General features: G+C 64.2%; 20 protein-coding genes and 2 tRNA genes. 5 read left to right on the top strand and 17 right to left on the bottom strand.

Annotated elements, in window-relative coordinates; all coding sequences use genetic code 11:
• Positions 1 to 59: 59 nt before the first annotated feature.
• Complete coding sequence (locus AC0L2L_RS07615; protein ID WP_473577254.1) at positions 60 to 230, bottom strand: hypothetical protein; 171 nt, start codon at positions 228 to 230, stop codon at positions 60 to 62.
• Between the two features lie 51 nt (positions 231 to 281).
• Positions 282 to 1,067 carry a TSUP family transporter gene (locus AC0L2L_RS07610; protein WP_473577252.1) on the bottom strand — a complete coding sequence of 262 codons (786 nt, stop codon included), beginning with the start codon at positions 1,065 to 1,067 and terminating at the stop codon, positions 282 to 284.
• 105 nt (positions 1,068 to 1,172) lie between these two features.
• Between AC0L2L_RS07610 and AC0L2L_RS07605 the strand changes: the two genes are divergently transcribed.
• Positions 1,173 to 1,604: a TerB family tellurite resistance protein gene (locus tag AC0L2L_RS07605; RefSeq protein WP_027167173.1), complete on the top strand. Its 432-nt coding sequence runs from the start codon at positions 1,173 to 1,175 to the stop codon at positions 1,602 to 1,604.
• 1 nt (position 1,605) lies between these two features.
• Here the strand turns inward: AC0L2L_RS07605 and AC0L2L_RS07600 are convergent, their stop codons facing one another.
• The 5 genes from AC0L2L_RS07600 to AC0L2L_RS07580 form a co-directional block, all read right to left on the bottom strand.
• Positions 1,606 to 3,228: an ABC transporter ATP-binding protein gene (locus AC0L2L_RS07600; RefSeq protein WP_473577251.1), complete on the bottom strand. Its 1,623-nt coding sequence runs from the start codon at positions 3,226 to 3,228 to the stop codon at positions 1,606 to 1,608.
• Positions 3,225 to 4,094, bottom strand: coding sequence for an ABC transporter permease (locus AC0L2L_RS07595; RefSeq protein ID WP_473577249.1), 870 nt, complete (start codon positions 4,092 to 4,094; stop codon positions 3,225 to 3,227). The genes AC0L2L_RS07600 and AC0L2L_RS07595 overlap by 4 nt, the downstream gene beginning before the upstream one ends.
• Positions 4,091 to 5,038 carry an ABC transporter permease gene (locus AC0L2L_RS07590; RefSeq protein ID WP_473577247.1) on the bottom strand — a complete coding sequence of 316 codons (948 nt, stop codon included), beginning with the start codon at positions 5,036 to 5,038 and terminating at the stop codon, positions 4,091 to 4,093. Before AC0L2L_RS07590 ends, AC0L2L_RS07595 begins: the two co-directional genes overlap by 4 nt.
• A gap of 37 nt (positions 5,039 to 5,075) precedes the next feature.
• Positions 5,076 to 6,557 carry an ABC transporter substrate-binding protein gene (locus AC0L2L_RS07585; protein ID WP_473577246.1) on the bottom strand — a complete coding sequence of 494 codons (1,482 nt, stop codon included), beginning with the start codon at positions 6,555 to 6,557 and terminating at the stop codon, positions 5,076 to 5,078.
• 115 nt (positions 6,558 to 6,672) lie between these two features.
• Positions 6,673 to 7,950 (bottom strand): acetylornithine deacetylase/succinyl-diaminopimelate desuccinylase family protein, encoded by a 1,278-nt coding sequence (locus AC0L2L_RS07580; protein ID WP_473577245.1) that lies wholly within the window; start codon positions 7,948 to 7,950, stop codon positions 6,673 to 6,675.
• A gap of 262 nt (positions 7,951 to 8,212) precedes the next feature.
• On the opposite strand from AC0L2L_RS07580, the gene AC0L2L_RS07575 reads away from it, so the two are divergent.
• The gene (locus AC0L2L_RS07575; RefSeq protein ID WP_473577243.1) at positions 8,213 to 8,644 is read left to right on the top strand and encodes a L,D-transpeptidase; all 432 of its coding nucleotides are present in this window, start codon (positions 8,213 to 8,215) and stop codon (positions 8,642 to 8,644) included.
• Between the two features lie 24 nt (positions 8,645 to 8,668).
• Here AC0L2L_RS07575 and AC0L2L_RS07570 read toward each other — a convergent pair whose 3' ends face one another.
• The 9 genes from AC0L2L_RS07570 to AC0L2L_RS07530 all read right to left on the bottom strand — a co-directional run bounded on the left by AC0L2L_RS07570 (position 8,669) and on the right by AC0L2L_RS07530 (position 16,230).
• Positions 8,669 to 9,661, bottom strand: a complete 993-nt coding sequence (locus tag AC0L2L_RS07570) for a lipid A biosynthesis lauroyl acyltransferase (RefSeq protein ID WP_473577242.1) — start codon at positions 9,659 to 9,661, stop codon at positions 8,669 to 8,671.
• A gap of 6 nt (positions 9,662 to 9,667) precedes the next feature.
• Positions 9,668 to 10,696 (bottom strand): zinc-binding dehydrogenase, encoded by a 1,029-nt coding sequence (locus AC0L2L_RS07565; RefSeq protein WP_473577240.1) that lies wholly within the window; start codon positions 10,694 to 10,696, stop codon positions 9,668 to 9,670.
• Positions 10,697 to 10,734: 38 nt separating this feature from the next.
• Positions 10,735 to 12,006: a beta-ketoacyl-ACP synthase gene (locus AC0L2L_RS07560; RefSeq protein WP_473577239.1), complete on the bottom strand. Its 1,272-nt coding sequence runs from the start codon at positions 12,004 to 12,006 to the stop codon at positions 10,735 to 10,737.
• Between the two features lie 74 nt (positions 12,007 to 12,080).
• Positions 12,081 to 13,268, bottom strand: a complete 1,188-nt coding sequence (locus tag AC0L2L_RS07555) for a beta-ketoacyl-ACP synthase (RefSeq protein ID WP_473577238.1) — start codon at positions 13,266 to 13,268, stop codon at positions 12,081 to 12,083.
• 36 nt (positions 13,269 to 13,304) lie between these two features.
• Complete coding sequence (locus AC0L2L_RS07550) at positions 13,305 to 13,586, bottom strand: acyl carrier protein (RefSeq protein ID WP_473577237.1); 282 nt, start codon at positions 13,584 to 13,586, stop codon at positions 13,305 to 13,307.
• 234 nt (positions 13,587 to 13,820) lie between these two features.
• Complete coding sequence (locus AC0L2L_RS07545) at positions 13,821 to 14,966, bottom strand: slipin family protein (RefSeq protein WP_473577235.1); 1,146 nt, start codon at positions 14,964 to 14,966, stop codon at positions 13,821 to 13,823.
• Positions 14,967 to 15,313: 347 nt separating this feature from the next.
• Positions 15,314 to 15,383 (bottom strand) — tRNA-Arg (locus AC0L2L_RS07540).
• A gap of 2 nt (positions 15,384 to 15,385) precedes the next feature.
• Positions 15,386 to 15,460 (bottom strand) — tRNA-OTHER (locus AC0L2L_RS07535).
• A 221-nt stretch (positions 15,461 to 15,681) separates the two neighbouring features.
• Complete coding sequence (locus AC0L2L_RS07530) at positions 15,682 to 16,230, bottom strand: histidine phosphatase family protein (RefSeq protein ID WP_473577234.1); 549 nt, start codon at positions 16,228 to 16,230, stop codon at positions 15,682 to 15,684.
• 164 nt (positions 16,231 to 16,394) lie between these two features.
• On the opposite strand from AC0L2L_RS07530, the gene AC0L2L_RS07525 reads away from it, so the two are divergent.
• From AC0L2L_RS07525 to AC0L2L_RS07515, 3 genes are all read left to right on the top strand, one after another.
• Positions 16,395 to 17,345 carry an AEC family transporter gene (locus AC0L2L_RS07525; protein WP_473577525.1) on the top strand — a complete coding sequence of 317 codons (951 nt, stop codon included), beginning with the start codon at positions 16,395 to 16,397 and terminating at the stop codon, positions 17,343 to 17,345.
• 175 nt (positions 17,346 to 17,520) lie between these two features.
• The gene (locus AC0L2L_RS07520; RefSeq protein ID WP_473577233.1) at positions 17,521 to 18,978 is read left to right on the top strand and encodes an NAD-dependent succinate-semialdehyde dehydrogenase; all 1,458 of its coding nucleotides are present in this window, start codon (positions 17,521 to 17,523) and stop codon (positions 18,976 to 18,978) included.
• Between the two features lie 93 nt (positions 18,979 to 19,071).
• On the top strand, positions 19,072 to 20,097 hold the full coding sequence (locus AC0L2L_RS07515; RefSeq protein ID WP_473577524.1) for an aldose epimerase family protein: 1,026 nt from the start codon (positions 19,072 to 19,074) through the stop codon (positions 20,095 to 20,097).
• A 45-nt stretch (positions 20,098 to 20,142) separates the two neighbouring features.
• Here AC0L2L_RS07515 and AC0L2L_RS07510 read toward each other — a convergent pair whose 3' ends face one another.
• On the bottom strand, positions 20,143 to 21,060 hold the full coding sequence (locus AC0L2L_RS07510; protein WP_473577231.1) for a sugar kinase: 918 nt from the start codon (positions 21,058 to 21,060) through the stop codon (positions 20,143 to 20,145).
• Between the last annotated feature and the right edge of the window lie 95 nt (positions 21,061 to 21,155).

The following is a 21,155-nucleotide window of genomic DNA, read 5'->3' as shown; positions in this document are numbered from 1 at the left end:
TAAAGTGATTCACGCAATTCCGGACGGAAAACCGCTGCACACTTTTCCTGGAATTGCTTTCAAGCGCCGCGCATCAGGCAGCCGGCGGCGAGCACGATATAGGCGATGAGCATGATCCACACCGCCGCGAGAGGAATGAATGCAAGAACACCAACAGCGGCGAGAAGGCCGATGATGGCAATGACCAACGAAATAATGAACACGAGCTGGGTGGGTGCACTGAGATTCATGTCTATCCCTCCAACATGATTCGCAACGCACGAACTGTACCAGCAGGAGCCTCACACACCAATGAGCTGTCGCAATGGATTGGCCGGGTCGGCCAGCAGCTTGATCGCCAGCGCCACGCACACGATCACCAGCAACGGTTTGATCAGCTTCGCGCCGATCCGGATGGCCAGGCTTGCGCCGACACGGGCGCCGATGAATTGCGCCACGCCCATCATCAGGCCGATCTTCCAGTCGATGACGCCGACGGCGGCGAAGATAATGAAGCCGCCGATGTTGGAGGCGAAGTTGAGCAGCTTGGTGTGCGCCGTCGCCTTGAGCACGCCATAGCCGGCGAGCGTGACGAACGCGAGCATGTAGAAGGAGCCGGCGCCGGGACCGAAGACGCCGTCATAGAAGCCGACCAGCGGCGGGATGATCAGCCCAAACAGGAAGGGCGACAGCCGCTCGGCGCGGTCGACGTCGTCCATGTTCGGCTTCAGGGCGAAGTAGAGCGCGATGGCAATCAGAAGCAGCGGCAGCAGGGCGCGCAGGAAATCGCCGGGCACGACCGTCGCCAACAGGGCGCCGACCGCGCCGCCGACAAGCGCCAGCAGCGCCGACGGCAGCTGGCGGCGCAGGTCGACCTGGCCGTTGGCGGCATAATGGATGGTGGCCGAGCCGGAACCGAACATGCCCTGCAATTTGTTGGTGCCGAGTGCTGCGACCGGCGAAAAGCCGGCGAGCAGCAGGGCCGGGATCGTGATCAGCCCGCCGCCGCCGGCGATCGAATCGACTAAGCCGGCGGCAAAGGCGGCTGCGATCAGTATCAGGACGGTCTGCAGGCTAAGGTCGATCATCGGGGAGGGTCGCGAGGAGGGAGGCCGCAGCTTCCATCACGCTCTCCCCGTTTGCGCAAGAGCAATTCCACGCTAACAATCAGGTGGAATCGCAAAGGGGAGCTGATGGCGATGGCGCTGCTCGATCAGATACGTTCGATCTTCGACGGTGACCCGGGTGTGCGCAAGGTGGCGGACGACCCTGTGCTGTCGGCGGAACTTTTGATGCTGTTCCGCATGATCCTGGCCGACGGTTCGGTCTCGGAGAGCGAGATGGTTGTGTTCCGGCGTATCTGCAAGGAAGCCTTCGGCATCCCGGAGACCTCGATCGACAGCGTCGTCGAATATCTCAACGATTTTGGCTACGAGACCAACGGCTCGCAGGCGATCGCGCTGTTCCGCGACCTCGATGTCGAGCGTCGGAAACTCCTTGCGCGCCACATGGCCGAGATCGCCAAGGCCGACGCCAAGCTCGCCGAAAGCGAGGTGAAGCTTCTGCGCCGCACGCTTGACCTGCTCGATATCAGCCCCGTCGATTTGGTGAAGCCGGAGGGCTGAGCTACCCCTGTTCCTGCATGCGCCGCGCGATGGCGCGATGAAGGTCGGGTGCTGCAGCGACCAACGCCTGCGCCGCTTCCGAGCGGGGATGGTCGAGCACGTCGGCGGTCCGGCCGCGCTCGACGATTTGGCCCTCGTGCATCACCAGCAACTCGTCGGCCATTGCGCGGGCGACCGTCAGGTCGTGGGTGATGAAGAGATAGGCGATGCCTAGCTTCTGGTTGAGCTCGGCGAAAAGATCGAGGATCTGGGCGCGGATCGAGACATCCAGCGCCGAGACCGGCTCGTCGGCCACCACCAGTTTCGGCCGCGTGATAATGGCGCGGGCGATCGACAGGCGCTGGCGCTGGCCGCCCGAGAATTCATGCGGATATTTGTCCATGTCGCGCGGGCCGAGACCCACCTCGTCGAGCGCATGCGCGACCATCTCGCGGCGTTCCGTTTTGGACGGCTGCTTCTCTAGAAGATGCAGCGGTTCGGCTATCAGTTTCTCAACCTTCTGGCGCGGGTCGAAGGAGCCATAAGGATCCTGGAACACGACCTGCATGTCGCGCCGGGCCGGCCTTAGCGCCGACTCCGGCTTGCCCGTGATGGCCTCGCCGCGAAATCGGATCGTGCCCGCCGTCGGCTTGTCCAATGCCAGGATCATGCGGGCGAGCGTGGACTTGCCGCAGCCCGAACGGCCGACGAGCGCCACCGATTGCGCAGGCTCGATAGTCAGCGAGACATCGTCGACGGCGCGGATCGGCTGCGCCGGCCGCAACAGGGACTTGCGTCGACCCGGATAATCCCGGCCGACGCCTTCGACCTCGAGCAAGGGCTTTGCCGACCCGGCAAGGTGCGGTTTCGGGCGCGCCGGCACATGCATGGAGGCAAGCGCCAGCTCACGCGTGTAGGGATGCTGCTGCTCGGACAGCGTGCGCGCGGTGTCGCCGGCCTCCGTCACCTCGCCATGGCGCAGAATGGTCAGGCGACTGGCCATCTCGGTCACCACGGCAAGGTCGTGCGAGATGAGCAGAAGGCCCATGCGGTTTTCGCTGACCAGATCGCGCAAAAGGTCGAGGATCTGCGCCTGCAGCACCACGTCGAGCGCCGTCGTCGGCTCGTCGGCAATGAGGAGCTTCGGCTTCAGCGCGCAGGCAATGGCGATGACGACGCGCTGGCGCTGGCCGCCGGACAGTTCATGCGGGTAGCGCGACATTGGGAACTTCGCTTCCGGCAGGCCCACGCGGTCGAGCATTTTTCGCGCGCGTTGCTCGGCTTCGGCGCGGCCGGCCTTGGTGTGCCAGCGAATGCCTTCGGCGACCTGTTCGCCGATGGTCTTGACCGGGTTGAGCGCCGTCATCGGCTCCTGGAAGACCATGCCGATATCGTCGCCGCGCAACGCGCACATCTGATCCTCGGTTGCGCCAAGGAGGTCGATGCCGTCGAAGGCGACGCGGCCTTCGGCGCGCGCCAGATGCGGCAGCAGCCGCATGATTGTCAGCGCCGTCATCGACTTGCCGGAGCCGGATTCGCCGACCAGGCCGACCACCTCGCCGGGCGCGATTGTCAGCTCCACGCCTTTGAGGATCGGTGTGGCGCCGATCGCCAGCGACAGGTTCTCGATCTCGAGCAGGCTCATCTGCGCCGCCGCGATTTCGGATCGAGGATGTCGGCGATGCCGTCGCCGAGCAGGTTCAGCCCGAGCACGGTGATGACGATCGCCATGCCGGGAAAGATCGCCATCCAGGGCGCGGTCACCATGCGCGTCTGCGCATCGAACAGCATGCGGCCCCAGCTCGGCATCGGCGGCTGGGCGCCGAGGCCGACATAGGAAAGCCCGGCTTCGGCCAGGATGCCCAGCGCGAACTGGATCGTGCCCTGGACCAGCAGCAGCGTCACGATGTTGGGCAGGATGTGCTCGATGCTGATCCGCGTCATTCCCTTGCCGGCGGCGCGCGCGGCGAGGATGAATTCGCGCGGCCAGATGGCCAGCGCGCCGGCGCGGGCGACACGGGCGAAAACCGGGATGTTGAAGATGCCGATGGCGATGATGGCGTTGACGGCGCCCGGACCGAAGATCGCGGTGATCATGATTGCCGAGAGCAACGCCGGAAAGGCGAAGACGAGGTCGTTGACGCGCATCAGCGCCTCGTCGGCCATTCCGCCGCGCGCGGCGGCGAAGGCGCCAAGCGGCACGCCGATGCCCATGCCGATGCCGACCGCGACCAGCGCCACGGCGATCGAATTGCGGGCGCCGACCATGATCATCGACAAGATGTCGCGGCCGAAATGGTCGGTGCCGAACCAATGCACCTGCGAGGGACCTTGCGTCTTGTCGGCAATCACCAGCCTGGTAACGTCGTAAGGCGTCCAAAGGAACGAGACGAGCGCGACGGCCACGATCAGCAGCGTGATGACGAGCCCGATCAGGAAAGAGCGGTTGCCGAAGGCCTTGGCCAGCACGCCGGCAAGGGTTTCTTCGGGCAGCTCGATGCGCATGGTCATTGCCGGCCTCGCAGGCGCGGATCGACGACGGCGTAGGAGAAATCGACGATGAGGTTGATGAGGATCACGGCGGCGACCAGCAGCATGACGATGCTCTCGACCACGATCAGGTCGCGCTGGGTGATGGCCTGGAAGATCAGCCGGCCGAGGCCGGGCAGGTAAAAGACATTCTCGATGATGATGGTGCCGGCGAGCAGGAAGGCGAATTGCAGGCCGAGGATAGTGAGCACCGGGATCATGGCGTTGCGCAGCGCGTGGCGCCAGAGCACGGCGCGATAGGGCAGGCCCTTGGCGCGAGCGGTGCGGATATAATCTTCGTTGAGCACCTCGATCAGCGCCGAGCGAGCGACGCGCGCCAGGATCGCCGCCTGCGGCAGCGCCAGTGCCACGGCCGGCAACAGCAGGGACTTCAACGCCGTCCAGATACCGGAACTCCAACCGGGAAAACCGCCGGCGGGGACCAGATGCAGCCACACGGCAAACAGGTAAATCAGCATCAGCGCGAACCAGAAATTCGGCACGGCGACGCCGAGCTGGGCGGCGCCCATGGCAAGCGTATCGCCGGCCCGGCCCTGGCGGCTGGCGGAGAACACGCCGACGGGAATGGCGATGATGGTCGAGAGCGCCAGCGCAATCAGCGCCAGCGGCAGGGAAACGGCAATGCGTTCGCGCACCAGGTCGATGACAGGCACCGAATAGGTGTAGGAGCGGCCGAAATCGAGGCTGAGCAGCCCGCCCGCCCAACGCAGGTAGCGCAGGACCAGCGGCGCGTTCAGCCCCATCTGGTTGCGCAGCTGTTCAACCTGATCGGCGCTGGCATTCAAGCCAAGCATCAGGCGCGCCGGGTCTCCGGGCAGGATCTCCATGACAGCGAACACCACCATCGAGGCCAGCACCAGGGTGAGGGCCGCGATGATGAGGCGTTTTACGAGGTAGGCGGTCATGGGAAGCGATCGGGCGATCGCGCCTATCGGCCAACCCTCAGTCCGTCCATTTCACCTTGGTCAGGTCATCCGCCTCGATCGGCCAGTTCGTCCACATGCCCTGCAGCTTAGCGTCCCAGACGCCGATCTTCGGCAGCTCGAACAGATAGACGGCGGGCACGTCGTGCGCGAGAATCTTCTGTGCCGCGCCCAGCAGCTCCAGCCTCTTGTCCTTGTCAACCGTGGCGCCGAGCTCCTTGATGACATCGTTGAACTTCGGATTGTCGTACTGGAAATAGTAGCCGGGCCGCGAATAGATATCGATGTCGTTTGGCTCGACATGGGAAACAATCGTCAGGTCGTAGTCTTTGTTGGTGAAGACCTGGCTCAGCCACTCCGCCCATTCTACCGGAATGATCTGCAGATTGACCCCGATGTCCTTCAGTTGGGACTGAATTACCTGGCCGCCGTCGCGTGCATAGGGCACGGGCGGCAGCTTGATCGTGGCCGAGAAGCCGTTCTCCAGCCCGGCTTCCTTCAGATACTCCTTGGCCTTGGCGATATCGTGCGGATAGACGCCGGTGAGATCGACATAGCCCGCATCGCCTGGCGAGAAATGAGAGCCGATGGGTTTTCCAAGACCGTTCGAGGCTGCGTCGATGATGGCACTGCGATCAATCGCCGAGGCGAGCGCCTGCCGCACCGCAAGCTTGTCGAAGGGCGGCTTCTTGTTGTTGATCGACAGGATTGTCTCGCCCTCGGTCGAGCCGACCACGACGCTGAAGCGCGGATCGGACTGGAGCTGCTCGAGCGCGTCTTGTGCGGGCATGTTGGCGAAAGCCTGGATGTCGCCCGAGAGCAAGGCGGGGACAGCCGCGGCGGCGTCGGGAACGATGCGGAATGTCGCCTTGTCGAGTGCGGCGGGTGTACCCCAGTAGTCCGGGTTCTTGACGAGCGTGATCTCGGAACCCTTGGCCCAGTGATCGAGCTTGAACGGACCGGTGCCGATCGGCTTGTCCTTATTGCCGTCGGCCGATCCTTTCCCCACGATCACCGCCGCAACCTGGCCCATGTCGTAGAGGAAATTGCCCTGCGGACCCTCGAGGGTGACCTTGACTGTCGCTGGATCGACCGCCGTGACATCGGTGATGTGCGCAAAGAGCGGCTTTTGCGGATTGAGCGAATCCTTGGCGCGCGCCCGGTCCAGCGAGAATTTCACGTCGTCGGCGCCGAAGGCTGAGCCATCGTGGAACTTCACGCCGGAATGCAGCTTGAACGTGTAGACCTTGCCGTCGTCGGAGACGGCCCAGCTCTCGGCGAGACCGGGCTGAACCTGGCCGTTGTCGTCGATGCGCGTCAGCCCTTCAAAGACATTGGCATAAGTGATTTCGCCGATGGCCGCGGCCGCGCCGGCGGTCGGATCGAGATGCGGTGGCTCGAGCACGATGCCGAGCGTGAGATCGGTGCGCGCGGCAAAGGCCGACGTGGCGGCGGCAAGCGACAGCACAGCCGCGGCCAGGATGGTCTTCCACAGTTTCATCGCTGAACTCCCATTGCTCAAACCTGCTCAAGCCGGCGGATAGAAGCGTGATTTCGCGTGCGAGTAAATTTCGTTTCGTGCTGCCCGGCGGCGCCAGGCGGAATGTTTTTACCTGTCATCCGGTCGTGCCGCGTAAGAGCACATTGAGACCGATCGCCATTACCTTGGCCGATTCCACCATGTCGGCGATACCTACCCATTCGTCCGGCCGGTGGGCGAGGTCAAGAATGCCGGGGCCATAGGCGATGCAGTCATAGAGGTGGCCGATGCGCGCGACATGCTTCTGGTCGTAGGTACCGGGCGAGATCACGTAGTCGGGCTCGCGGTCGAACACCTCCATGATCCCTTTTGCGACAGCCTTCACCACCGGAGCGTCGCGCTCGGTCATCAGCGGCAGCACCTCCATCAGGTCGCGGATCTCGTAGTCGAATTTTTTGCGCTCCCGCTTCAGCCGCTCGAGGATATGGGTGACTTCGCCTTTGACGGTGGCGATGTCCTCTTCCAGCAGGAAGCGCCGGTCGATGGTGAGGCGGCACCAGTCCGGCACGTTGGGCGAAGGGAGCCCCGGCCGGAAATCCTCGGTCTGGCCGCCATGGATCGAGTTGATGTTCATCGTCGAGCGCTTGGCGCCTTCCGGCACCACCGGCATGCGCGTCATCTTGCGATCGAGCGCCGGGAATAGCTCGTCCTCGAAAGCCTGCAGGACGGCGCCCATATGGCGCACGGCATTGTCGCCGAGGAACGGCATCGAGCCATGCGCGATCTCGCCCTTGGTCTCGATCTCGGCCCACCAGACGCCACGATGACCAAGGCAGATGCGATCCTTGTTCAGCGGTTCCGGGATGATGACGTGGTCGACCTTCGGCTTCGAGAAATAGCCGAGCCCTGCCAGATGGGCGACGCCGCCGAAACCGCCCGATTCCTCGTCTGCGGTGCCCGATATCTCGATGGCGCCGGGAAAGTCGGGATAGACTTCCATGAAGGCTTCGGCGGCGATGACCGAGGCCGCCAGACCGCCTTTCATGTCGCAGGCGCCGCGACCATAGACCCTGCCGTCCTTCACCACGCCGGCAAAGGGATCGACGGTCCAGCCGTCGCCGGCCTCGACCACGTCGATATGCGAGTTGAAATGCACGCAGGCGCCGGGCGAGCGGCCGTCGAAGCGGGCGACGACATTGACGCGCGGATAGCGATCGCTGTCGCCGGGCGCGCCTTCGGCGCGGATGAACTCGGTTTCGAAGCCAAGCTTCCTGAGACGCGCGCCGAGATACTCGGCGCATGGCCGGTAGGCTTCGCCTGGCGGGTTGACGGTCGGGAAGCGGATCAGGTCAGCGGTCAGCGCAACGAGGTCGTCGACCCTGTCCTCGACCGCCTTGAGAAGTCGTTCATTCATCCGGCGGATTGAAGAAGGAACGCGGCGCTTTTGCAAGCGACCAGTCGTTCATTGCCACACGACGATCCCGGCATGGCCCAACGCTCGTGCCTAAACTCCAGAGGGTGCGTGTCGCGGCGGCAACTATGCCGGGAAAATCGTTCAAATTCATCGTATTGGATTGGCGAAATCGTCAAGGAGTGTGTGGTACTTAACGCAACTGCCGGCAAAAAGATGGAAAAACCGCGCGAATGGCAGGGGGCAATCAAAGGGGTTTGGTCGCATGAAAAAGTTCGTTCTCATGGCAACCGTGCTGGCAACCGCGTTGTTCGGCATGTCTATCGCAAGTCGGGCCGCCAACCTGGTGGCCAATATCGACGTCTCGTCGCAGACCATGACCGTCACCAAATACGGCCAGGTGCTCTACCGCTGGAACGTGTCGACTGCGCGCAAGGGCTACTTCACGCCGCGCGGCAACTACCGGCCGCAATGGACGGCCCGGATGTGGTATTCGCGCAAGTATGACAACTCGCCGATGCCCTATTCGGTGTTCTTCCACGGCGGCTACGCCATTCACGGCACCGGCGCGGTCAGAAATCTCGGGCGGCCGGCGTCGCATGGCTGCGTGCGCCTGCATCCGGCCAACGCCGCGACCTTCTATGCGATGGTCAAGGAAGCCGGCTTCGGCAACACGCGGATCGTCGTCGCCAACTGATCCCGAGAACGCAAAGCCGGCCAGTTACCGGCCGGCTTTGGCCTTGGCCTGTCCGCGCTTGCGGCGGCGGCCGCTGATTTCCCAGCGCTTGTGGAACCACATCCACTGGCCGGGGTCCTCGCGCACCCAGCGCTCGACGACATCGGTGAGAAGCTGGGTGGCGGCATCGACGTCGACGCTGCCGTCTTGAGTGCGCGGCAAGGTCAGCTTGTCCTCGACTTCCAGACGGAAGCGGTTGCCCGGCAGCCGGACGCAGCGCGCGGGGTAGACATCGCAGTCATAGTGGCGGGCGAGTATGCCAAGCATCGGATTGCTCTGGCATGGGCGTCCGAAGAAAGTCGTCTCCACACCGCCTGAAAATTTCTGATCGACCAGCACCCCGATATTGCCGCCATTCTCCAGGATCGCGGCAAGGGCGAACGACGCACCGGTGGAGGAGGGCAACAGCGCACCCATCGATGAGCGGCGCGTCGAATGGATGTAGTCGGCGAGGTAGGGGTTGTTCGGCGGGCGAAACAGCGCCGTGATGTTCATGCCGAAAGTGGCTGCGGCCACCGGCAGCAGCTCGAAATTGCCGAGATGGCCGGTGAACAGGATGTGCGGCTTCTTCTCGCCGGCGATTTCGGCGAAATGCTCGACCCCGCGGACCTCGACCCGGCCCGGCTTCGAAGCGTTCGGATCGAAGTCGAACAGCGCGTCGAGGAAGATGTACTCGGCGGCCAGGCGAGCCATGTTGCCCCACATGTCGAGCGCGATGGCCTCGATCTCGGCGTCGCTCTTTTGCGGATAGGCAAGGCGCAGATTGTCGACCGCAACCCGATGCCGGCCGACCAGCGGACCGATGCGGCGGGCGGCGCGGTCGGCGAAGTTGAGCGCGCTGTCCGGCGGCAAAAGACGCAGCAGCGAGAGCATCACCATGGCAAGCCTGGCGACCAGCCAGTGCTCCAGCTGGCGCAGCCGCCGGCCGTAGCGGAACATGAAGTCCCGGCGGGCTTTCCTGAACACCTTGCCGACCATCTTGCTTCAGGAGACGCGCAGGATGATCTTGCCGAACACGTCGCGGCCTTCCATGCGCTTCAGCGCAGTGTCGATACCGTCGAAGCCGACTTCGGTGTCGATGACCGGCGCAACCTGTCCCGCCGCCATCTTCTGCATGGCATTGGCCATGTTCTCCATGCGGCAGCCGAAGGATCCGAGCAGCTTCAGCTGCTGCTGGAAGAGCTGCATCAGGTTGATTTGCGTCGACACGCCGGAGGTCGAGCCGCAGGTGACGAGGCGGCCGCCGCGCTTCAAGCATAGCATCGAGCCGGCAAAGGTGTCGGCGCCGACATGCTCGAACACAACGTCGACGCCCTTTTTCTTGGTCAGCTTGCGCACCACGCCTTCGAAACGATCCTCGCGGTAGTTGATGACTTGGTCGGCGCCGAGCGCCTTCGCCTTGTCGATCTTGTCGTTCGACCCAACCGTGGTGATGACCGCGCAGCCCATCTTCTTGGCGAGCTGGATCGCTGCGCTGCCGATGCCGGAGCCGCCGGCATGGACAAGTATGGTCTCGCCCGGTTCCAGCTTCGCGTTATCGAACAGCATATGCTCGACCGTGCCGAAGGTGACGGGCGCGACCGCCGCGCCGATTTCCGTGACGCCGGGAGGGGCGGGCACCAGGAGGCGCGCGGGCAGGTTGATCTTTTCCTGGGCAAAGCCGTCAAGGTGGAAGCCGTGGACGCCCGATACGTGCTCGCAGAGATTGTCGCGGCCTTCGCGGCAGGCACGGCACAGCCCGCAGGTGCGCGCGCCGTAGATCGACACCAATTGTCCCGGCAGGAGATTGGAAACGCCCGGTCCGACGGCCTCGACCTCGCCGGCGGCTTCGGCGCCGACGACCAGCGGCAGCTTGCGCTTGGCAAAAGCCATGCCGCGCCAGCCCCAGACATCGATATGGTTGAGCGCCACAGCCTTGATGCGCAGCGTCACTTCGCCGAGTGAAGGCGGCGGGGGCGGCGGCAGGTCCACCGTTTCGAGACGGCGGTCCTCGATAAGTTGCAATGCGCGCATTTGGCCTGTCGGTATTGTGGAAGCGGAAAAACGACCGCTTAGACCGGTTCCCGCGCCATGACAAGGCAAGTGTTCTGGCCGCCGAAGCCGAAGGAATTCGACAGAACCGTGCCGACTTCGGCGTTGCGCTTCTCGTTCGGCACGACATCGAGCACAATGGCGGGATCGGGATTGTCGTAATTGATCGTCGGCGGAATGACGCTTTCGCGCATGGTCATCAGCGAGAACGCGGCTTCCACCGCACCGGCGGCCGACAGCGTGTGGCCGATCATCGACTTGTTCGACGAGATCGGCATCGAGCCGATGCGCTCACCGAACACGGTCGACAGCGACAGGTGTTCCATCTTGTCGTTTTCCGGCGTCGAGGTGCCGTGCGCGTTGACGTAGTCGATCTCGTCTTCGCCAAGGCCCGCATCGGCAAGGGCGGCACGTACGGCCGCGATCGCCGGCGAGCCGTCGGGCTTGGAGCGGGTGCGATGAAAGTCGTCGGCCTTTTCGCCGCAGCCGCGCATGATGCCGAGGATCGTCGCGCCGCGCGCAAGGGCCGCTTCCAGCGATTCCAGCACCAGCGCGCCGGACCCTTCCGCCAGCACAAAGCCGTCGCGGTCCTTGGAGAAGGGTTTTGATGCCTTCCCGGGGATATCATTGTGGGTGGAAAGCGCCGAGAGCAGCGAGAAGCGGATCAGCGCCTCGGCGGTGGCCGAGCCGTCGGCGCCGATCGACAGCGCCTTGTCGCATTCGCCGCGCTGGATTGCCTCGACGCCGAGCTGGATGGCGGTGGCGCCGGAGGCACAGGCCGTCGAGAGCGTGATCGGCAGGCCGCGCGTGCCGAAGCGGTCGGCGAGACGGTCGGCGATCGAGCCGAACTGGGTGGTGTCGAAAATGTCGAGTTGCTTCAGGCCGCGCGCGACCCTGAGCAGCCTTTCGGCGCCCGCATCCTGCTTGTCCGAATTGTAGAGCGAGAAACGGTCGGCCCAGTCGAGTTCGACCGGCGGCGAGGCCAGGAACAGCGGTCCGCCGAAATCGCCCGAATCCAAACCAGCTTCCGAGACGGCCTCCTGGGCGGCGGTTTCCGCCAGTTCGTAGGTGAGGTGACTGGCACCCTTCGAACTTGACGGCAGGAAGTCGACCATGCCGGAAATGCGCGTATTGAGGTGATCGACCGGAAAGCGGGTGATCGGGTGGATGCCGGATTTGCCCGAGGTCAGCGCTGTCCAATTGTCTTTTTTGCCGATGCCCAGCGACGTCACGACGCCGATGCCGGTCACGGCGACGATCGGCCTGCCCATGTGGTCGCGGAGATTGGCCATGCTTTGTCTGCCTCGTTATCGAGCAATTCCAGGAAAAGTGTGTAGCGGTTTCCTGGAATTGCGGAAAAACCGTTCTAAGCGGCTTTAACCAGCCCCAGGCCCTCGAATTGGTGATAGCCGATTGCGGTTGCAAGGACGGAATTTGGGGCGCCTTCGAATGGGCGCTCCACTGTGGCATCGAAGACAGGGTAACCCGCCCTGCGGTCGACGGCCATTGCCGCGAGCGCAACCGCAAAGGGGAATTGGGCTTCCTTCATATGTCCGGTCAGCGTCGAGAAGGCGCGCACGGCGAGCGACGGATTGGCGTCGAGCACCGCCTTTTCTGCGGCCGTGGCTGCGTGGGCGCCGGAGGCGGCGGAAATCGTAAGCAGTTCGCCGTCGGGAAGGGCCGCCTGTTTCAGCAGCGCGGCGATCTCTGCGTTCAACTCGCCGTGCCGGCGCCTGGCGCGGCCGGACAGGACGGGGCCAAGCTCGGCGTAGATCTTGCGGCCCCTGCTCTTCGCGTGCTCGCGCTGCTCCAGCACCAGGAAGGCGCCGCCGGAGCCCGTCACCACGCCGCCGCCTTCGCTGCCCTGGCGTTGCCAGACCGGCTTCCAGGCACCGCGATGCAGGTAACCGGCGAGCTCGTAGCCAAGCAGCATGTCGTAATGCGCGGTCTGGAAGGCGCCGCCGACCAGCACATGGGTCGACTGGCCGGAACGGATGCGCGCGGCCGCCGTCTCGACGGCCGAGACGCCTGCGCCTTCCTCGCCCATGAAGGTGCGGGAGGAGCCGGTGACCTTGTGGACGATCGAGATGTTGCCGGCGAGCAGGTTGGAGAGCTGGGCGAGGAACAGCGTCGGCCGCAATTCCGTTGTCAGTTTCTCGTTGAGCAGCACGTCGCGGTCGTTGCGGCTCTCGGAGGCCGCAAGGATCGCGGCGTCCACGGCCTCGTCGCGCTCGCCGCCGCCGGCCGCCACCACCATGTCCATGGTCGCGCAAAGCACGTCGTTACCCTTGATGCCGGCGTCGTCCAGCGCAAGGCCGGCGACATAGGTGCCGAGGCGCTGCCAGGTTTCCATCTGGCGCTGGTCGCCGCGCTTGGCGATCTGCAGGTTCCAGTCGATCTCGGGCAAGGGATGAATGGTATAAGGCGCGAAGCGCTCAGCCTCCAGGACAGGCTCAAGGCCGGGCTGTGTAAGCTTCCGCCAATGCGCGTCCGGGCCTTCTCCCAGCGAAGAGACAAGGCCTATGCCGGTGATGACGACGTCGTGGGAACTCATGGGCGCCTGTTATGGGGGGACGGCTGCTGTTGTGGGTCAGGCGGCCTTGGCCGCGATCAGGGCGTCGATCTTGGCGCAAAGGTTCTTCATGACGAAGTAATCGTCGGTCGACGCCTTGCCGTCATTGACCTCCTGCGTCCACTTCTCGAGCGGCACCTTGATGCCGAATTCCTTATCGATGGCGAAGACGATATCGAGGAAATCGAGGCTGTCGATGCCGAGGTCGTCGATGGTGTGGCTTTCCGGCGTGATGGTGTCGATATCGATCTCGCTGGTGTCGGCAATGATCTTGGCGACTTTCTCGAACGTGGTGGACAAGGGCTCTTCCTTCGGTTGCGGGCGGAATCTGTCCGCATCTTGTTTGGGCGCTGTCTAATCGGTTTTTCCCGGCAGGAAAAGGCCTGATGCGCCGGGCGCAGATGGGTAGCGGGCTTGGGAAACGCAAGAAGGGCCGCCGGTCGGCCCGGCGGCCCTTCCATTTAACGTCGCGTCAGTCTTTGTTTCGATGCATGTCACTATCCCAAAACCGGAACCACTTTTGGGCGACATGCATCAGCTGTCGCGGAGCTTGACCAGATCGTTGAGCAGCCCGCCCGTCCCGTTGTGGACGGTGAGCCGCTCGACCTTTCCGGCGATGGCTTCGAGAGCCTCAAGCTCCTTCAGCCGCAGCATCACCGGGTTCTCGGCCATTACCTTGGCCGTGTTGAGCAGCGAACGCGTGGCGTTCGTCTCCTCACGGCGGCGGATGACGTTGGCCTCGGCCTGCTTTTCGGCCGAAACCACCTGGTTGAGGATCTCGCGCATATCGCCTGGCAGGATGACATCCTTGAGGGCGATATCGCTGACCTCGACGCCGATCGCGGCCATGTCTGCACGCACCTTGGCCGCCGCCTCATCGTCGACCGTCACCTTCCTGTCGAGGATCTGGTCGAGCGTGAGCGCGCCAAGCGTCTTGCGGAAGGCATACTGCAGGGCGCGGTAGAGGGCTTCCGAGAAGTCCTTCACCGTGCTCACCGCCTTGACCGGATCGACGACCCGATATTCGGCGGCGATGTTGATACGGATCGTCACGCGATCCCTGGTCAGCATTTCCTGCCCGGCGACATCGAGCGACTGGCGCTTGATATCGACGACCTTCACCTGCACCATGCGGCCGACATTCCAGAAGGCGTGCACGCCCGCTTCAAGCGTGCGGGCAAGCACGCCGTCCACGAACAGCAGCCCGACCTGACCGTCGACGACCGGATGGACGGACATCAGTTCCGTCTTCCGGGCCTGGCCGAGGCGGCGCATGACCGGCGGATCGATCGCTAGTTCAACGGCCGTTTCGACCAGCGTCACCTTCCACGGCCCGGCATCGGTCCACAGCACGAGCTTGTGGTCCGGAGCCAGAATGGCGTGCAGATTGCCGTCGCGCTCGATGACGGCGATGTCGGTGCGCCCGGTGCGAACGACGGTGAAGTGACGCTCGGCCACGTCCGGGAGCTTGTCGAACAATGCCTTCTCGTACGCCGAAACGAATTCCGGGTTCTTCAGGTCGTGCCTGGAGATTTCCAGGTTGCCCCGCCGGTTGGCGAGCCAATGCTCGCCCGGCATCAGGACAGCCTGGATCTCGCCCTTGTGGAGGGCGACGGCGCGTTCGTTTTCCTTCACGAGGACGCGCTGGCGTCCGAGAAGCTTTTCGAGAATGGTCTTCATTGTCTTGCTCCTGTCGGGCATGGCCCCATGCGAGGCGTCACGTCATGCGTCGATCATCCTTTCGTTTCTCGTTTCACGTCGTCGTACTTCATGTTCCCGGGGCACGAATGATCCGGGGACCGGTGGCATCGATCCGCAGCGGGCCTTCGGGAGCGGATCGCGGGGCGGCGAAGCGGGCGCCGAAAGCCGAAGCTTCCCTTGCCGGCCGCGCCGCGCCTTGATCGTCACCGCGGGCCTGGCCGCGAGCCAATGGCGCAGGACATCGCGGGCGGGCGAGGCCGAAGCCCTGCCGTCCTTGAAGTCCCCGCATTCCGGTCCCCGGACCGTTTTTCAGATGGCTTAACAGGCCAGTGGAGAAGGAATCGAACCTTCGACAATCAGATTCGGGGTCTGACGCTCTAACCAAACTGAGCTATCCGTGGTGCTGATGAAGGGACTCGAACCCCTGACCTCCGGACCCAAATCCGGCGCTCTAACCTCTGAGCTACATCGGCGATCCCAACACCCGAAACGGCTCCGTACACAGCGCGGCAAAGCCGGCTGCGCGGGCGGAGGCGAAAGCTCCAACCGTTGTGCTCGCTTCGGTTTTCGTGACCGGGAGCGCGCCTATAGACCCTGCGACGGGTTGTCGCAAGCGGCATTGTCACAGCGGATTTGCGGCGTCCTTTGGTTGTGGCAATTTAGCCACAGCACTGATCGGTGCAGGCTGATGCCGTCAGAAAGTGACGCGGCCGAGCACCTTGAGGCCATCGCCTTCCGGCGCCACCACCACGGCTTCGCCCTCGCGTGGCGCTACGCCGGTGAGCGCCTCGATGTCTTCGAGATGCGTGACGAGCACCAGATTGTCGGAACCCGAATAGCCGCGGATCTCCTTCATGATCGCAGCGATTTGCGCGGCTTTCTCGGCGGGGTCGACTTTCAGCAGATCGAGCGGCGCGAAGGGCTGCGGCTCGGACTCGAAAGCGATGCGGGCGGTGTCGAGGCAGCGGCAGTAGCGGCTTGAGAGCACGTGATCGATCGGGGCCGCGCGGGCCGCGAACAGCGCGCCGATGCGGCTTGCCTGCTGCTTGCCGCGCTCCGACAGGTTGAGCTGGGTCGCGCAATTGTCGATGGCGAAATTCGCCGGGTCGGCAGCGCCGGTGACGAAGGCGTGGCGAAGCAGCACGACATGGCCGCCATCACGCAGCAGCGCCCAGCCGGCGTCGGTCGCGTGGGCAAGGCTCGGAGCAGCAAGGAGAAAAAGCGCCAGAGCAATTCGCAGCATCAGAAGTCCTTTGGCGGCGGCCCGGCGGGACCAAGGCCGTGATTGGCATATAGGGACCGCAAAGCCGGACGGAAAACAAGCGGAGGAGCTGGCAAATGGTGCGCGGCGCAATTGCACGGCGGCCAGGGCTCGCCTATCACGGGAAAAATGTCTCCGCCCAAAAGATGACTCCGCTCACAGAAACCGTCCTTTTCGTCTTCAGCCTTGTGGCGCTCGGCTATCTGGCCGGGTTCACCGGCTATTTGAAGCCGGCAAGCGGGGAGGGCATTTCCGAATTCGCCATCAACGTGGCGATGCCGCTGCTCCTGTTCCAGACGATGGTCAAATCGGACTTCCACGGTGTGACGCCGTGGTCGCTGTGGGGCGCTTATTTCGCGGCCGCCGCCATCACCTGGGCGGCGGGCCACCTGGTCACGACGCGCGTCTTCGGCCGGGACGCCCGCGCCGGTGTCGTCGGCGGCGTGTCGTCGGCGTTTTCCAATGTCGTGCTGCTCGGCGCGCCCTTTATCCTCGGCATATTCGGAGCAGATGGCTTTGAGGTACTGTCTCTGCTGGTGGCGGTGCATCTGCCGATCATGCTGATGGCCTCGATCGTGCTGTTCGAAGTGTTCGGCCGCGGCAGCGGCGAACACGTGCATCCTTTGCGCGTTATCCGTAACTTCCTCAGGCGGCTGTTCGTCAATCCGTTGGTCATCGGCATTCTGGCGGGGCTTGCATGGCGCATCACCGGCGTGCCGCTGCCTCGTGTCGCCATGCGCCTGGCCGATGCGCTGGCCGGCACGGCGGGGCCGGTGGCGTTGTTCGGCATGGGGCTCAGCCTGCGCCGCTTCGGCATTTCGGGCAATGTCAGGCCGGCGCTGGCGCTGTCGGTCCTGAAACTGTTCCTGATGCCGGCCCTGGTCCTGGTTTTCGTCTGGCTGCTCGGCCTGCCACCCTTGACGGCCAAGGTGGCGGTGATGGTGGCCGCGATGCCATCCGGCGTCAATTCCTATCTCATCGCGGTGCAGTTCAACACTGGCCAGGCGCTGGCCTCGAACCAGATGACCCTTGCCACGGCAAGCGCGGTGCTGACCACGTCGTTCTGGCTGACGGTGGTCGTCCATATTTTCGGGTAGGCGCACCGGACGCTCGCGCGCTCGATTTCGCTGGCCCAACCCCTATATGCCATCTTGTGATTGCTTGCCCGCCTTTCCCTAGGTAAGAGCAATGCGCCGGCGTGCTGCTCTTGAGCACGCCCCAACAGATATCCAGAAAAACGGCCCGATCAGCGCGCCGAACGGAGGCCAGACCATGCTTCAGAAAACCGCTCATTTCATGCGCCAGGCCAATCTCATCAATGGCGAATGGGTGCAGGCCGACAGCGGCCAGACCATCGACGTCAACAATCCGGCAACGGGCCTCAAGATCGGCACCGTGCCGAAGGCCGGCAGGGCCGAAACCCGCCGCGCCATCGAGGCCGCCGAGGAAGCCTTCAAGAGCTGGCGCAAGACCACCGCGCTCGAGCGCTCGAAGCTCTTGCGCAAGCTGCATGACGCGATGATGGACAATCAGGACGTGCTCGCCGAGTTGCTCACCATCGAACAGGGTAAGTCGCTGTTCGAATCCAAGGGCGAGATCGGTTCCGCCGCGGCCTACATCCTTTGGTTCGCCGAGGAAGGCCGCCGCACCTATGGCGACATCGTGCCGTCGCCATGGGGCGACCGCCGCATCCTGGTGACCAAGGAGCCGGTCGGCGTCATCGCCGCCATCACGCCGTGGAATTTCCCGTCCTCGATGCTGGCCCGCAAGATCGGCCCGGCTTTGGCCGCCGGCTGCACCGCGGTGGTCAAGCCGGCCTCGCAGACGCCTTATTCGGGCCTTGCCTGGGGCGCGCTTGCCGAGGAAGTTGGCTTCCCGAAGGGGGTCGTCAATGTCGTCACCGGTTCGGCCGCCGAGATCGGCGACGAAATTTGCGCCAATCCGCTGGTCAAGAAGATCACCTTCACCGGCTCGACCGAGGTCGGCAAGATCCTGATCCAGAAGTCGGCCTCGACGGTCAAGAAAGTGTCGATGGAGCTCGGCGGCAACGCGCCGTTCCTGGTCTTCGACGATGCCGACGTCGAGCGTGCGGTGGCCGGCGCCATCACTGCCAAGTACCGCAATTCCGGTCAGACCTGCGTCTGCACCAACCGCTTCCTCGTGCAGGCCGGCATCTACGACAAGTTCGTCGAGAAGCTCGCCGCGGCAAGCAACAATCTGAAGGTCGGCTCGGGCCTGGAGGAAGGCGTGCAGCAGGGACCGCTGATCGATGAGAAAGCGGTCGAAAAGGTCGAGGAACTGATCGCCGACGCAACGTCCAAGGGCGGCAAGGTCGTCGCCGGCGGCAAGCGTCATGCGCTGGGCGGCTCGTTCTTCCAGCCGACCGTCATCGCCGGCGCCACCCCGAAGATGCGCTTCATGAAGGAAGAGATTTTCGGGCCGGTGGCGCCCGTATTCAAGTTCGAGACCGAGGAAGAGGCGGTGGCTTTGGCCAACGACACCGAGTTCGGCCTCGCCGCCTATTTCTACACCAGCGATCTCGGCCGCGCCTTCCGGGTCATGGAAGGCCTGAAATACGGCATGGTCGGCGTCAATGAAGGCCTGATCACAACGCCGGAGGCGCCGTTCGGCGGCGTCAAGGAATCGGGTCTCGGCCGCGAAGGCGGGCATCAGGGCATCGACGACTATCTCGACACCAAATATGCCTGCTTCGGCGGCCTCGGGCTCTAACGGCCATCCAGAAAGAGGGGCAGGCGTCCGGCCTGCCCTTGCCGGACGAGGCGCCGCCGGCCTAAACACGGATCTGCAATCGAGGTTTCGGGCATAGCGATGAAAGACGGCGAGGTCTTCGGCACGACACAGGCGGGCGAGGCCGTGCGCCGGTTCACAATCCGGGGCGGCGGCCTCACCGCCAACATCATCGGCCTCGGCGCGATCGTCCAGGACCTACGTCTCGCCGGCCACGATGCGCCGCTGGTGCTGGGCTACGACCGCTTCGAGCCCTACGAGACCGACCGCGCCTTTTTCGGGGCGGTCGTCGGCCGTTTCGCCAACCGCATCGGCGGCGGCCGATTCACCATTGCGGGCAAGCGCTACCAGACCGAGCGCAACTTTCTCGGCAAGCATACGCTGCATGGCGGCTCTGAAGGCTATTTCCACCGGCCATGGAGCGTCTCGCTGCACGGCCGCGATTTCGTGACGCTGACCTTGCACGATCCGGACGGCGCGATGGGCTTTCCCGGCGCGCTCGATGTCACGTGCACCTACCGGCTGAAAATCCCCGGCACGCTCAGCATGGAGCTGACCGCGACCTGCGAGGAGCCGACGCTGTGCAATCTCGCGCAGCATTCCTATTTCAATCTCGACGATGGCGGAACCGGCGACATCCTCGACCATCGGCTGATGCTCAATGCCGGCGCCTACACGCCCGTCGATGACGAGATGATCCCGACCGGCGTGGTGAAGCCGGTCGACGACACTCCTTACGATTTCCGGCAGGCGCGGCCGCTGCGCATGGAAATGGAAGGCGAGCAGCTTCGCTACGACCAGAATTTCTGCCTGGCCTCCAACCGAGGACCGCTGCATCAGGCGGCCTGGGTGCAAGGCGCCAGTTCCGGCGTCGAGATGGAAGTGTGGACCACCGAGCCAGGCCTCCAGCTCTATATCGGCCAGTATGTCGCGCCGACATCGGCGGGACTCGACGGCCGCCGCTACAAGGCGTTTTCGGGCCTCTGCCTCGAAGCGCAGACCTGGCCGGACGCGCCCAACAGGCCCTATTTCCCGCAAGCGACGCTATGGCCCGGGCAGATCTACCATCAGGTGACGGAATACCGGTTCCGTCTGCCCTAAGGTTTGGCAATATTGAAGCGACATCCGCCTAAGCTTCGACAGCGCTTAACTGTCGAAGGCCTTCTTTAGCGTGTCGAACGGAGCGAGCGCGCCGCGAACCTGCACAACCGCGGCGGCGACTTTGTGCGCACGGCGCGCCGCGTCGGCGGGCGCATGGCCGGCAAGCCTGGCGGCGAGATAGCCGCCGTTGAAGGAATCGCCCGCGCCCGTGGTGTCGACAGGGGCAGCCACATGCACCGCGTCAACAGTCTGTGAAGCGCCGTTCAGCGCAATCAAGGCCGGCTGCTCGCCATTCTTGACCACGACCTCGCCGGTCAGCCTGCCAAGGCGCAACGCCGTCGCCTGCGGCGTCGGATCCCCGAACAGCATCTGCTCGTCCGGAAAGGTCGGCAACGCGATGTCGGCCACAGCGAGCGCCTCCAGGATCGCGGCCTGTGCCGCCTCGCGGTTCGGCCAAAGGCGCGGCCGGTAGTTCGGGTCGAAGGCGACGAGCGAGCCGGCCTTGCGGGCAGCCGCTACGGCCGACAGGAGGGTTTTGCGCGCCGCCGGGTCCAGAATTGCCAAGGTGATTCCAGAAAAGTAGACAAGCGCCTGGTTTTCAAGGCTTTTTGCCAGCGCCGCCGGATCGGAGGCGAGCTGGCGCGCCGCCGCGTCGCTTCGCCAATAGGTGAAGGCGCGCTCGGCGCCGGTGAGTGTGATGGCGTAAAGGCCGGGGCGTGCGCCGGTAATGACTGGACTGTAGCCGATGCCTATGCCGTTCTCGGCAAAGAAGGCAACCTGGTCGCGCGAGAAGGGATCGTCGCCGAAGGCCGAGACATAGGTCGCGGGCCGATCCGGGCTCAGCGCGTGCAATGCCCAGAGCGTGTTGAAGGTGTCGCCGGCAAAGCCCATGCGCCAGTTCGAACCGGTGTGGCCCGACAGTTCCAGCATGCATTCGCCGACCGACGCGATACCATTGGTCATGCGGCTTATCCCATCCCTTCCTAAGACCTTGTTGCTGTAGCTTTTTGCGGCGGGCAGCGCCATGCTTGGCGAAGGCTGAATTTTGCGCCAGAAGC

This window comes from Mesorhizobium sp. WSM4832 (genome assembly GCF_055811115.1).
This window is presented reverse-complemented; position numbering and strand designations above follow the sequence as displayed.

Excerpts from the sequence above, each read along its gene's own strand:
- AC0L2L_RS07615 (WP_473577254.1), bottom strand. The coding sequence starts at position 230 with ATGAATCTCAGTGCACCCACCCAGCTCGTGTTCATTATTTCGTTGGTC.
- AC0L2L_RS07610 (WP_473577252.1), bottom strand. The coding sequence starts at position 1,067 with ATGATCGACCTTAGCCTGCAGACCGTCCTGATACTGATCGCAGCCGCC.
- AC0L2L_RS07605 (WP_027167173.1), top strand. The coding sequence starts at position 1,173 with ATGGCGATGGCGCTGCTCGATCAGATACGTTCGATCTTCGACGGTGAC.
- AC0L2L_RS07600 (WP_473577251.1), bottom strand. The coding sequence starts at position 3,228 with ATGAGCCTGCTCGAGATCGAGAACCTGTCGCTGGCGATCGGCGCCACA.
- AC0L2L_RS07595 (WP_473577249.1), bottom strand. The coding sequence starts at position 4,094 with ATGACCATGCGCATCGAGCTGCCCGAAGAAACCCTTGCCGGCGTGCTG.
- AC0L2L_RS07590 (WP_473577247.1), bottom strand. The coding sequence starts at position 5,038 with ATGACCGCCTACCTCGTAAAACGCCTCATCATCGCGGCCCTCACCCTG.
- AC0L2L_RS07585 (WP_473577246.1), bottom strand. The coding sequence starts at position 6,557 with ATGAAACTGTGGAAGACCATCCTGGCCGCGGCTGTGCTGTCGCTTGCC.
- AC0L2L_RS07580 (WP_473577245.1), bottom strand. The coding sequence starts at position 7,950 with ATGAATGAACGACTTCTCAAGGCGGTCGAGGACAGGGTCGACGACCTC.
- AC0L2L_RS07575 (WP_473577243.1), top strand. The coding sequence starts at position 8,213 with ATGAAAAAGTTCGTTCTCATGGCAACCGTGCTGGCAACCGCGTTGTTC.
- AC0L2L_RS07570 (WP_473577242.1), bottom strand. The coding sequence starts at position 9,661 with ATGGTCGGCAAGGTGTTCAGGAAAGCCCGCCGGGACTTCATGTTCCGC.
- AC0L2L_RS07565 (WP_473577240.1), bottom strand. The coding sequence starts at position 10,696 with ATGCGCGCATTGCAACTTATCGAGGACCGCCGTCTCGAAACGGTGGAC.
- AC0L2L_RS07560 (WP_473577239.1), bottom strand. The coding sequence starts at position 12,006 with ATGGCCAATCTCCGCGACCACATGGGCAGGCCGATCGTCGCCGTGACC.
- AC0L2L_RS07555 (WP_473577238.1), bottom strand. The coding sequence starts at position 13,268 with ATGAGTTCCCACGACGTCGTCATCACCGGCATAGGCCTTGTCTCTTCG.
- AC0L2L_RS07545 (WP_473577235.1), bottom strand. The coding sequence starts at position 14,966 with ATGAAGACCATTCTCGAAAAGCTTCTCGGACGCCAGCGCGTCCTCGTG.
- AC0L2L_RS07530 (WP_473577234.1), bottom strand. The coding sequence starts at position 16,230 with ATGCTGCGAATTGCTCTGGCGCTTTTTCTCCTTGCTGCTCCGAGCCTT.
- AC0L2L_RS07525 (WP_473577525.1), top strand. The coding sequence starts at position 16,395 with ATGACTCCGCTCACAGAAACCGTCCTTTTCGTCTTCAGCCTTGTGGCG.
- AC0L2L_RS07520 (WP_473577233.1), top strand. The coding sequence starts at position 17,521 with ATGCTTCAGAAAACCGCTCATTTCATGCGCCAGGCCAATCTCATCAAT.
- AC0L2L_RS07510 (WP_473577231.1), bottom strand. The coding sequence starts at position 21,060 with ATGACCAATGGTATCGCGTCGGTCGGCGAATGCATGCTGGAACTGTCG.